General features: G+C 72.5%; 7 protein-coding genes and 2 pseudogenes. 3 read left to right on the top strand and 6 right to left on the bottom strand.

The genetic code is table 11. From position 1 onward, the window contains the following. Positions 1-189 precede the first annotated feature (189 nt). Together acs and B124_RS30060 are read right to left on the bottom strand one after the other, a co-directional pair. The gene (gene acs, locus B124_RS30065) at positions 190-2,160 is read right to left on the bottom strand and encodes an acetate--CoA ligase (protein ID WP_496506140.1); all 1,971 of its coding nucleotides are present in this window, start codon (positions 2,158-2,160) and stop codon (positions 190-192) included. Between the two features lie 124 nt (positions 2,161-2,284). Next, complete coding sequence (locus tag B124_RS30060; protein ID WP_496506139.1) at positions 2,285-4,867, bottom strand: SulP family inorganic anion transporter; 2,583 nt, start codon at positions 4,865-4,867, stop codon at positions 2,285-2,287. Positions 4,868-5,310: 443 nt separating this feature from the next. Between B124_RS30060 and B124_RS30055 the strand changes: the two genes are divergently transcribed. Then, positions 5,311-6,486 carry a polysaccharide deacetylase family protein gene (locus B124_RS30055; RefSeq protein ID WP_496506173.1) on the top strand — a complete coding sequence of 392 codons (1,176 nt, stop codon included), beginning with the start codon at positions 5,311-5,313 and terminating at the stop codon, positions 6,484-6,486. Here B124_RS30055 and B124_RS30050 read toward each other — a convergent pair. Then, positions 6,474-7,496: an ATP-binding protein gene (locus tag B124_RS30050; protein ID WP_496506138.1), complete on the bottom strand. Its 1,023-nt coding sequence runs from the start codon at positions 7,494-7,496 to the stop codon at positions 6,474-6,476. The genes B124_RS30055 and B124_RS30050 overlap by 13 nt on opposite strands. 86 nt (positions 7,497-7,582) lie before the next feature. Here B124_RS30050 and B124_RS30045 point away from each other — a divergent pair, with 86 nt between their 5' ends. Next, positions 7,583-8,455 carry a Fic family protein gene (locus tag B124_RS30045; RefSeq protein ID WP_496506137.1) on the top strand — a complete coding sequence of 291 codons (873 nt, stop codon included), beginning with the start codon at positions 7,583-7,585 and terminating at the stop codon, positions 8,453-8,455. A gap of 402 nt (positions 8,456-8,857) precedes the next feature. Here the strand turns inward: B124_RS30045 and B124_RS30040 are convergent, their stop codons facing one another. Continuing rightward, positions 8,858-9,676: an HAD family hydrolase gene (locus B124_RS30040; protein ID WP_496506136.1), complete on the bottom strand. Its 819-nt coding sequence runs from the start codon at positions 9,674-9,676 to the stop codon at positions 8,858-8,860. Between the two features lie 553 nt (positions 9,677-10,229). Here B124_RS30040 and ssd point away from each other — a divergent pair. Next, entirely contained in the window at positions 10,230-11,450 is a 1,221-nt protein-coding gene (gene ssd, locus B124_RS30035) for a septum site-determining protein Ssd (RefSeq protein WP_496506172.1), read from the top strand. Positions 11,451-11,458: 8 nt separating this feature from the next. On the opposite strand, the pseudogene B124_RS30030 reads toward ssd, so the two are convergent. Together B124_RS30030 and B124_RS30025 are read right to left on the bottom strand one after the other, a co-directional pair. Beyond that, positions 11,459-11,638: pseudogene (locus B124_RS30030) on the bottom strand (IS110 family transposase); the annotation flags it as partial. A 21-nt stretch (positions 11,639-11,659) separates the two neighbouring features. Next, positions 11,660-11,734 (bottom strand): annotated as a pseudogene (locus B124_RS30025) (hypothetical protein); the annotation flags it as partial. Positions 11,735-11,759 lie beyond the last annotated feature (25 nt).

Genomic DNA, 11,759 nt, shown 5'->3' with positions numbered 1-11,759 from the left:
ACACCGTTCGATCAAGCTGTGGGTCATATTAAGGACAAAGGGGGAAATAACGCTAATCGGCGGGGCGGTCGGCGGCGGGGACATCCCCCGCCGCCGACGCCGCTCACCGCACGGCCGGACCGCGGCCGTCGCACTGCACCGGGACCGCGCCTGTCGCGTGCCCGTGCCGGGTACGCCGCGCGTCCGGGCTCAGTCCTCCGAGGCCGCGGTCGGCAGCTTGGCCTGGATGAGGTCCATGACCGTGGTGTCCGTCAGCGTGGTGACGTCGCCCATCTCGCGGTTCTCGGCGACGTCCCGCAGCAGCCGCCGCATGATCTTGCCGGAGCGGGTCTTGGGCAGCTCCGCGACCGGCAGGATCCGCTTGGGCTTGGCGATCGGGCCCAGCGCCTTCGCCACGTGCGCCCGCAGCTCCTCCACCAGCCCGTCTCCCGCCTCCGCGCCTCCGCGCAGGATCACGAAGGCGCAGATGGCCTGCGTGGTCTGCGGGTCGGTGGCGCCGACGACCGCGGCCTCGGCGACCTTGGGGTGCGAGACGAGGGCGGACTCCACCTCGGTGGTGGAGATGTTGTGCCCGGAGACGAGCATGACGTCGTCCACCCGGCCCAGCAGCCAGATGTCGCCGTCGTCGTCCTTCTTCGCCCCGTCACCGGCGAAGTACCGCCCCTCGAAGCGGGACCAGTACGTGTCCTTGTAGCGCTGGTCGTCGCCCCAGATCGTGCGCAGCATCGACGGCCACGGCTCCGTGAGCACCAGATAGCCGCCCGAGCCGTCCGGCACCTCGCGCGCCTCGTCGTCCACGACGGTGGCCGCGATGCCGGGCAGCGGCACCTGCGCCGAGCCGGGCTTGGTGCTCGTCACGCCGGGCAGCGGGCTGATCATGATGCCGCCCGTCTCGGTCTGCCACCACGTGTCCACCACGGGGGTGCGGCCGGCACCGATGTGCTCCCGGTACCAGATCCACGCCTCGGGGTTGATCGGCTCGCCGACCGAGCCGAGCAGCCGCAGGCTGCTCAGGTCGAACTTGGCCGGGATGGCGTCGCCCCACTTCATGCAGGCGCGGATCGCGGTGGGCGCGGTGTAGAAGATCGACACCTTGTACTTCTGGATGACCTCCCACCAGCGGCCCTGGTGCGGGGTGTCGGGCGTGCCCTCGTAGAGCACCTGGGTGGCGCCGTTGGCGAGCGGTCCGTAGACGATGTACGAGTGGCCGGTGACCCAGCCGACGTCGGCCGTGCACCAGAACACGTCGGTCTCGGGCTTGAGGTCGAAGACGGCGTGGTGCGTGTAGGCCACCTGGGTGAGGTAGCCACCGGTGGTGTGCAGGATGCCCTTGGGTTTACCCGTCGTGCCCGAGGTGTACAGGATGAAGAGCGGGTGCTCCGCGGGGAACGCCTCGGGGGTGTGCGTCTCCTCCTGGCGGTCGACGATGTCGTGCCACCAGACGTCGCGGCCCTCGGTCCAGGTGCTGCCCGCCTCTTCGAGGGACTGGCCGGTGCGGCGCACCACCAGGACGTGGCGCACCTGCTCGGAGCGCTGCACCGCCTCGTCCACTGCGGGCTTCAGCGCGGACGGCTTGCCGCGCCGGTACCCGCCGTCGGCGGTGATGACCACGCGCGCGTCCGCGTCAGCGATCCGGGTGGCGAGCGCGTCGGCGGAGAAGCCGCCGAAGACCACCGAGTGGGGTGCGCCGATGCGGGCGCAGGCCAGCATGGCGACGACGGTCTCCGGGATCATCGGCATGTAGATGGCGACCCGGTCGCCGGTCTGCACGCCCAGCTCCACCAGTGCGTTCGCCGCCTTGGCGACGTCTCGCTGCAGGTCGGCGTAGGTGATCGAGCGGGAGTCGCCCGGCTCGCCCTCGAAGTGGATCGCGACGCGGTCGCCGAGGCCGGCCTCGACGTGCCGGTCCACGCAGTTGTAGGCCACGTTGAGCGAGCCGTCTTCGAACCACTTCGCGAACGGCGGGTTCGACCAGTCGAGCGTCTTGGTGGGCTCGGTGGCCCAACTGAGCCTCCGGGCCTGCTCCGCCCAGAAGCCCAGCCGGTCCGTGCGTGCCTGCTCGTACGCCTCCGCCGTGACGTTCGCGTGCGCCGCCAGCTCGGCTGGCGGCTCGAACCGGCGTTCCTCCTTGAGCAGGTTGGCCAGGCTTTCGTTGCTCACGACATCTCCCTTTCCAGGATGTCCGCCTCAGTCCCGGGCCATAGCTCATCAGGCGTGGGGAGGGCGTGACAAGGGCCTGGGGATAAAATGGTTTAGACCTGTGGGTAACCGCAGGCGCCGTGTGCTATCGGACATCGGGAGCGGCCGGCTCCTCCGACCCGGCGGGCCCGGGGCGTACGGCAGTGAAGTCGCCCTGCGCTCCCAGCACATAAGCCTGCGCCTCGCCGACGTGGAAGTACATGCCGTGCAGGCTCAGCGAGCCGTCGGCCAGCCGGCGGCGTACACACGGGTGCCGGCGCAGATGGTCCAACTGCTGCGCGACGTTGGCCAGGCTCACCCGCTCGGCGTCGTCCGCGTACGGCCGGCAGGCGATCCGGGGACCGCCGGCCCGGGCCCGCGCCAGGCTCGGCAGCCCGTGGCGCAGCCAGCGCCGCAGCGGCGTGGGCGGTCCGCCGTCAGGTCCCCCCACCGGCCGGCCGTGAGGTCCGCCGGTGGGGGACCCGGCGTCCGCGCGGGCGGCCTCCTGGGCGAGCAGCGCCTCCATCCCGCCGCAGCCGGAGTGCCCGCACACCGTGATCGACTCGACCTTCAGCACCTCGACCGCGAACTCGATCGCCGCCGCGACGGAGTCGTCGGGCAGGGCGGCCTCGGCACTGCCGTCCCAGCGGGTGCCGGCCCCGCCGTGCGCGCCGTCGCCGCCGTCCGCGCCGTCCCCGGTCTCGTCCGGCACCGGCACCAGGTTTCCCACGTTCCGTACGGTGAACAGATCGCCCGGCCCGCTCGACGTGATCATGCTGGTGACCACCCGGGAGTCCGCGCACGTGAGGAAGAGCTGCGTGGGCCGCTGCCCCTCACGGGCCAGCCGCGCCAGCTCCTCGCGCACCCGCGGCGCGGTGATGCGCTGGAAGTTGCTGACCCCGCTGAGCAGCCGGTGCGCCGGGGCGGGCCGCTCCGGTGCCGTGACACAGCAGTGGTTGCGCCAGGGCGTCCAGGGGTGGCAGTGGTGCGCCGCGGCCGGCTCGGCGATCCGCCGGCCCGTGGCGGACGTCAACTCCGCGACGCCGCCGTGCGCGACGTGCGCCTGGCGCCACTCCTGCAGCGTCTCGTACGCGGCGTGGTCCATGAAGGAGCCGGTCAGCTCGACCTTCGCCGCCGCGCCCCGCGGCACCTGCGCGAGCACCCGGCTCAGCCGCGGGACGGCAAGGAAGGTGAGCTGCCCGTGCACCTGGACGAGGTACGGATCCTCCGCCGCGCCCCGCCCTCCGCCGTCCGCGCCCGGCGCCGCACCCTCACCGCGCCGCGCCAGCGTCACCCGCGTACGGGACAGCCGGTGCAGCGACACCGCCACCGCCACCGCAATCCCCACGGCGACGCCCTCCAGCACGCCCAGCGCCACGACGGCGGCCACGGTCGCCGCGTACACCAGGACCTCCCGGTGCCGCCGCACCGACCGCACGTGGCTGATCTTCACCATCTGGATGCCGACCACCATCACCAGCGCCCCCAGCGCCGCCAGCGGGATCAGCTCCAGCATCGCCACCAGCAGCAGCGCCGCCAGCACCACCCACACGCCGTGCAGCACGGCGGACCAGCGACTGACCGCCCCCGCCGCGACGTTCGCCGAACTGCGCACCGCGACCCCGGTGACGGGCAGCCCGCCGAGCAGCCCGGCGAGGAAGTTGCCGGCGCCCTGGGCGCGCAGCTCCCGGTCGAGGTCGGCGCGCGGCACGGGGCGCTCGTCGCCCCGCGCCACCGCCAGCTTGTCGACCGCCACCGCGGACAGCAGCGACTCGACGCTGGCCACGAGCGTGATCGTCAGCACCGCGGCCACCAGCGCCAGCACGGGCCCGTCGGGCTTCTCCGCGAGCGCGTGGCTGCTCCACGACGGCAGGTCGACGCGCGGCAGCCGCAGCCCCGCGAGGGAGGCGAACGCGGTCGCGAGCACGATGGCGGCCAGCGCCCCCGGTACGTGCCGCAGCGGTCCCGTACCCCGCCCGCGCAGCCGGGGCCACCCCAGCAGCACGACGATGACGACGGCGCTCACCGACACCGCACCCGGGTGCAGGTCGGCGAACTGGCCGGGCAGCGCCAGGGCGTTGTCGAGGGCCGAGCTGTGCGGGCCGCCGCCGAGGACGACGTGCAGTTGGGCCAGCGCGATCGTCGCGCCGATGCCGGCGAGCATGCCGTGCACGATGGCCGGGCTGACCGCGAGCGCGGAGCGGGCCACCCTGAGCGAGCCGAGCGCGAGCTGCGCGAGCCCGGCGAGGGCGGTCAGGGCGCAGGTGGTGCGCCACCCGTACTGCTGGATGAGGTCGGCCGTGATCACCGTCAGCCCGGCGGCGGGCCCACTGACCTGCAGCGGAGCGCCGCTGAGCAGGCCGACGACGATGCCGCCCACGGCCGCGGACAGCAGCCCGGCCTGCAGCGGGGCGCCGGTCGCGAGCGCGATGCCGAGGGAGAGCGGCAGGGCGATGAGGAAGACGGTCACGGAGGCGGAGAGGTCCGCGACCAGGGGTCGCCGGGGGGCGGTGCGGTGTCCGGGGGGAGCGGTGGGGCCGGGGACAGCGGGGCGCCCGGCGGGCTCGGGGTGTTCGGGGTCTGCCGTGTCTTGCGGGTCGTGCTCCGGGCGGGGGTCCGGGTCGCGTTCCGGATCCTGCGCGCGCTCGGCGGAAGGGTTTCCCAGGGGCGTCGGGCGTCCTGCGGTCATGTGGCGTCTCCTCGGTGTGGAGGGGGCGTCGTGGCAGCACGGGCACACGGGTTACGTCACACAGTGTGACGGTACGGTGACCCTCAAGGTCAAGTAAATGAAGAGTAATGCCACGTAAAGAGTGAGCGAAGCGTTTTGCGCTGGTCGGCCCACTTCTCCCATCCATCGAGTGAATACAGAGAGATAATCTGAATTCCCGGTTATCCCTCTTTCCGAGCCTGCGGCGAGGAATCGCGCATGCATTCGGCCATTCGAGTCTGCGTCCCTGGCGGCGTCGGGAAGAGGTGGGAGCTTTGTTCGGAACATGGCGGGCGACCGTGGGAATCTGCGGCGTCCTTGCACTGGGGGGCGTGGCGGTGGCGAGCTGTTCTCCCGGTACGGGCCCGGACGGCGATCCGCAGCACGGCGACAGGACGGACGACGCGCCCGGCAAGAACCGGCCGATGAGGCTCATCGGCGACGGCTCCACGGCCTACACCGGCACCCAGCCCAACCAGCCCACGATCAGCCGGATGGCCGCCGGCGCCGAGCCGCCGCAGTTCGTCGTCTTCTCCTGGGACGGCGCCGGCGAGGACAGCCAGCGGCTCTTCTCCCACTTCCGCAAGGTGGCGCGGGAGAACGACGCGACCATGACGTACTTCCTCAGCGGCGTCTACGTCCTGCCCCGCGACAAGCGCATGGAGTACGCGCCCCCCGGCCGCCCCCGCGGCGCCTCCGACATCGGCTACCTGGACGAGGAGGAGGTCGCCGCCACCCTGGAGCAGGTGCGCGGCGCCTGGCTGGAGGGCAGCGAGATCGGCACCCACTTCAACGGCCACTTCTGCGGCCGTACGGGCGTCGCGAGCTGGTCGAAGGAGGACTGGAAGAGCGAGATCGCGCAGGCCAAGCAGTTCGTGCAGCACTGGAAGACGAACACCGGCCGGAAGAACGCGGATCCGCTTCCCTTCGACTACGACAAGGAGCTGGTCGGCGGACGCGCCCCCTGCCTGGAGGGGCAGAAGAACCTCATGAAGGCCGCGAAGGAGATGGGTTTCCGCTATGACACCAGCGGTGTCAGCAGCCAGGTGTGGCCAAAGAAGAAGGAGGGCATCTGGGATCTGTCGTTGCAGGAGGTCCCGTTCCCCGGCCGCGCCTTCGAAGTCGTGAGCATGGACTACAACTTCATGGCCAACCAGTCGGGCACCGCCTATGCGCCGGCCGCCCAGCACGCCGCCTTCGAACGGCAGATGCGCGAGGGACTACTGGCCGGTTTCGAGCGGGCGTACACGACCAACCGCGCGCCCCTCGTCATCGGAAACCACTTCGAGAGCTGGAACGGCGGCGCGTACATGCGTGCCGTAGAAGACACCATCAAGACCGTCTGCCCCCGGAAGGACGTGCACTGCGTCTCCTTCCGGCAGTTGGCGGACTGGCTGGACACCCAGGACCCGGCCACGCTCGCGAAGCTGCGCACGCTGGACGTGGGTGAGCGGCCGGCCGGGGGATGGGAGAAGTTCCTGGCGCCGACGGCGGCGCCGGCCGGGAAGCAGGGCGGCGCGCACCCCGCCGGCGAGCCGGCGGGGTCCACGCCGAAGGACCACGCCGGCACCGCGGACGCCAAGCAGGGTCAGGCCGGCTGAGGCGCGGCGGCTCCGTCCCGTACGGCCGGCAGGGGCTCCGGGGGTGCGTCCTCGCCCAGGACGAAGCCGGGGTCGATCTGGTCCCTCAGCTCGGCTCCGGTCTTCGCGTTGCCCCAGCTCTCCGCGTTCCTGCGGTGGAAGTGCACCATCTGGTCGGTGTACCGGGCCCAGTCCCGCCGCTCGTACGACGCGTCCACGGCTCCGTACAACTCCCGCAGCACCTGCGCCGCGGGCTCCTCCAGCGCCGCGAACGCCGGCGGGCGGCCCTTCTCCATCGACCGCACCCAGTCGGAGTGCGGGAACGCGGCCAGCAGGTCGGCACCCGCCTCCGCGCGCAGGAACTCCAGGTCATCCGGGCCCTGGACCTTGTTGCCCACGACGCGCAGCGCGACGTCGAAGTCCCGGGCGTACTCCTTGTACTGGCGGTAGACGGAAACGCCCTTGCGGGTGGGCTCGGCAACGAGGAACGTCATGTCGAAGCGTGTGAACATCCCGGAGGCGAAGGAGTCACTGCCCGCCGTCATGTCGACGACGACGTACTCCTCGCGCCCGTCGACCAGGTGGTTGAGACACATCTCCACCGCGCCGGTCTTGGAGTGGTAACAGGCGACGCCGAGATCGGCATCGGTGAACGGGCCGGTGACCATCAGGCGTACGGAGCCGCTGTCCAACTGCACGGGGCGGGCGCACGCGGCGTACACCGGATTGTCCCCGGTGACCGTGAGCAGGCGGGAGCCCGCGCCGGGGGGTGTCGTCTTGATCATGCTGGCGGCGTCCGCGATCCGCGGGTTGGCGCCGCGCAGGTGCTCCTTGATGAGCGGGAGATGCGCGCCGAGCGCGGGCAGCCGGGCGGCCTCCTCCTCGTCGAGCCCGAGGGCGGTGCCCAGGTGCTGGTTGATGTCCGCGTCGACAGCGAGCACGGGGCGGCCGGTGCCGGCGAGGTGCCGGACGAAGAGGGACGACAGGGTGGTCTTGCCGCTGCCGCCCTTTCCTACGAAAGCGATCTTCATGTTCAGAAACGGTAGCGGGATCGTGGCCCGCGGTCAGGGAAAGGGCTGGACAAGTCCACCCCATCGGGTTGCGTAGGCTCGTACGCATGACAAGCGCGACCGACCCGCTGGCAGCCCTGAGCACCCTCCCGGGAGTGGCGGAGGCGGTGTCCTCTGTAAGGAGGTCGGTCGATCGCGTCTACGGGCACCGGGTCATGCGGCGGCGCAGCAACGAGGTCTCGGCGGAGGCGGCGCTGCGCGGGGCGCGGGCGTCGGCGGCGCTGTCGGGGGCGGACTGGGCGCTGGAGGAGGTACGGCGGCGCAGTGACTTCTCCGGCGCGGGGGAGCCGCGGACGGTGGGCGGGGCGCTGCGGGTGAACGCGGAGGCGGGGCAACTGCTGAGCACGTGGCGGCAGTCGCCGATGCAGGTGCTGGCGCGGCTGCACGTGGTGGCGTCGGGGGGCGCGGGACGTACGGGGGATGCGGGAGAGTCGGGGGGTACGGCTGCGGGGGACGCCGGCGAGGCGGTGGGCCGGCCGCGGCTGGCGGGTGAGAGCGTCACGGAGCCGGGCGCTGCCCTGCCGTCGCCGGTGCCGGACGCCGCGGAGGCGGCGGCGCGGCTGGACGCGCTGGCGGCCCTGGTGGTCACGGGCTCGTCCGCTCCGGCGCTGGTCATGGCCGCGGTGGTGCACGGCGAGCTGCTGACGCTACGGCCGTTCCGTACCGGCAACGGGCTGGTCGCGCGGGCCGCCGAGCGGATCGTGCTCGTCGGCAGCGGACTGGACCCGAAGGCGGTCTGCCCGGCCGAGGTGGGGCATGCGGAGCAGGGGCGCGGGGCGTACGAGACGGCGCTCGCGGGTTACGCGAGCGGGACGCCGGAGGGCGTCGGGGGGTGGATCGCGTACTGCGGCAGGTCCGTTGAGCTGGGGGCGCGGGAGAGCGCGGCGGTGTGCGAGGCGCTCCAGCGGGGGGCGGCGTAGCCACGCGCGCGCGGCGTACGCGGGCTCGCGCGGCTCGTACCCGCAGAGTTGCGGCGGCACCCTCCGGGCGCCGCCGCCGTCTCATGTCGGCCGGGGTACCAGTGCGTGCACAGTTCTTTGCCCATCAGGCCCGGCACCCGTCCGTTGCCTGGTGTGGCGGTCCCTATTCGAGGGATCGGCGTCGCGTGGGTTCCCGACTTCCATGTGCGGTCCGTGGGGCCGTGGTTGCTGGGGGATCCTCCTCGGATGCCCTGACTCTCGCGGGCCGTAATCCCTTTGTACTCCAGTCCACGGTGAGAGGGAAGCCCAGCGTGCAGATCTTTACTTTCGCCTGCAAATGCTAGTGAAGGTTAATTATCGGGCGAAACGGAGAGTGTGCAGGTCGGGTGGCTCTACGGCGTCTCAGGCCGCCTGAAGACGGCGGCGGTACGTGTACCAGACCACCCCGGCCGCGGTCACCGCCGCCAGCCCCGCGGCGGCGGCGACCAGCACCGGCCGGGAGGGCAGCGAGAACTGCGGCAGCCGCTGCTTGAGCCGTACGGGACGGGCGAACGACAGCACCGGCCAGTCGCGCTGCTCCGCCTCGCGGCGCAGCGCCCGGTCGGGGTTGACGGCACAGGGGTGTCCGACGGCCTCCAGGAGGGGCACGTCCGTGATCGAGTCGCTGTACGCGTACGAGCGCGCGAGGTCGTACCCCTCGGCGGCGGCCAGCTCCCGCGCCGCCTCCGCCTTGGCGGGGCCGTAGGCGTAGTAGTCGATCTCGCCGGTGTAGCGGCCGTTCTCGACGACCATGCGGGTGGCGATCGTGCGGTCCGCGCCGAGCAGCTCCCCGATGGGCTCGACGACCTCGGCGCCCGAGCTGCTGACGATGACGACGTCGCGGCCGGCGAGGTGGTGGTCCTCGATAAGGGCGGCGGCCTCGTCGTAGATGATCGGGTCGATGAGGTCGTGGAGGGTCTCGGCCACGATGTCGCTCACCTGGGCCACGTTCCAGCCGCGGCAGAGGTCGGAGAGGTAGGCCCGCATGCGCTCGGTCTGCTCGTGGTCGGCGCCGCCCAGGAGGTAGAGGAACTGTGTGTAGGCGGATCGGAGCACAGCCCTCCGGTTGATCAGCCCACCGTGGTAGAAGGACCGGCTGAAGGTCAGCGTGCTCGACTTCGCAATGACCGTCTTGTCCAGATCGAAGAAGGCGGCCGTCCTGGGCAACGAGTGGTTTTCCACGAGTGCGAGCTTAGGCGCCCACCATTCGGCGTAAGGTGTGGCGCGTGGGTTTGCCTGAGAAGGCTCTCGGGTACACCATGGAAGTCACGGATCGTTCGCGACCGTGCTAACCCGGACCGGCTCCTCCCCCCCCCCCGAGTCGGCCGTGGGGACGACCCCCGCTCTCCCCCCCGGCGGGGGTCGTCGCATGTCCGGACTTCGGTTTTCTCGTTTTTCTCCGGCCGCGTCGGATCTTCTCCCGCTCTTCCCGCTCGCACCTTGCTTCGAGCCGTCCTCGGGACGCTCTTCATCGCCGTCGTGGAAGTAGACGCATCACCGTGGGTAACCGTTGCCCGTGATCTGAACGCTCCCCCGAACGGGTGACGGAGTTATCCACAACTGGTGGGTTATCCCCAGATCTTGACCAAGATCCACGAGCGGCGGGGCGGCGGGGGCACGGTGGGATCCGGAAGCAGGCCGGGGCCGTTGCGGAGGCGGCGGCGCAGGCTGAGGCGGACGGCGTGCCGGAGGGTGCGGCGGATGACGAGGGGGAGGCGGCGTGAGCGGCGGCCGGATGTGGAGCAGTGGTCTGCGGGACCGCGGGCGTACGGGCGGTGCCGGTGGTGTGCCGTGGGGTGAGGGGAGCGCGGGGAGCGCGCCTGCCGGTGCCGGTGGTGGTGCGGGCGGCAGTGGTGGAGGTGCCGAGGGCGCCGGCGGTCGGCCGTTGGTCGTCACGGAGGACGAGGACCTTCTCGACGACCTGCTGCGGCTGTGCGCCGCGGCGGGTACGCAGGCGGAGGTCTCGCACGCTCCGGGGCGGCAGGACTGGGCCGCGGCGCCGCTGGTGCTGGTCGGGGACGACAGCGCCGGGCGGCTGGCGGCGGCGGGGCCGGCCCGGCGGGACGGGGTGGTGCTCGTCGGCCGGGATCAGGACGAACCAGGAGTGTGGGAGCGGGCCGTCGCGGTCGGGGCGGAGCAGGTGCTCGTGCTGCCGGACGGGGAGACGGCGCTGGTGGACCGGATCGCCGACGCCGCGGAGGGAGTCGGCGCGCAGGCCCGCACGGTCGGCGTCGTCGGCGGCCGGGGCGGCGCCGGAGCGTCCACGCTGGCCTGCGCGCTTGCGGTGACGGCGGCGCGGGCCGGGCGGCGGACGGTGCTGGTCGACGCGGATCCGCTGGGCGGCGGGCTCGACGTGCTGCTCGGCGGTGAGGAGGCGGAGGGGCTGCGCTGGCCGGCCTTCGCGTCGTCGCGGGGGCGGATCGGCGGCGCCGCGCTGGAGGAGTCGCTGCCGCGGCTGCACGACCTGCGGCTGCTGAGCTGGGACCGGGGCGGCGGCGAGGCGGGAGCGGCGTCGGTGGCGCCGGAGGCGATGCGTTCGGTGCTGGCGGCGGCCCGCCGGCGGGGCGGGGTCGTCGTGGTCGACCTGCCGCGACGGGTGGACGAGCCGGTGGCCGAGGCGCTGGCGCAGGTGGACGTGGGGCTGCTCGTGGTGCCGGCCGAGCTGCGGGCGGTCGCGGCGGCGCATCGCGTGGCGGACGGAGTGCGGATGGTGCTGGGCGATCTGCGCGTGGTGGTCCGCGGGCCGACGCACAGCGGCCTGACGGCCGGGGACATCGCCGAGCTCCTGGGCCTCCCGCTGGCCGGCGAACTCCCCGCGGAACCGGGCCTGCCGCAGGCCGCCGAGACCGGGACCCCACCCCCGGGCACCCGCTCCCGTACCCCGCTGTCCCGCTTCTGCACGGGCTTCTGGGACCGGGCCCTGCCGGGTGCGAGCACGGAGGGGGCGGCTGCCTAATGCTGTTGTCAAGCTGTGAGGTGGAGAGGCGGCCGGGCTTGGTAGGGGTGGCGGTCGCGCAGGATTGCGTGGAGGACGTTGACTTTTCGGCGGGCCAGGGCGGTCAGGGCTTGGTGATGGCGTTTGCCCTNGGCTCGTTTGCGGTCGTCGAAGGTCCGCGAGGCCGGATCGCGCTGGATGGAGCAGAGCGTTGCCTGGCAGAAGATCCGCTTGAGGGCCTTGTCGCTGCCGGTGGCGCTGCGCGAGTGGCGGACTTTCCCGGACTGGGAGAGCGCAGGCGCCAGGCCGGCCGCGGCGGCGAGCGCGTCA

The organism is Streptomyces sp. CNP082, from assembly GCF_059570535.1.
The sequence above is the reverse complement of the archived record's forward strand: the minus strand, read 5'-3'. Positions and strand labels throughout refer to the sequence as shown.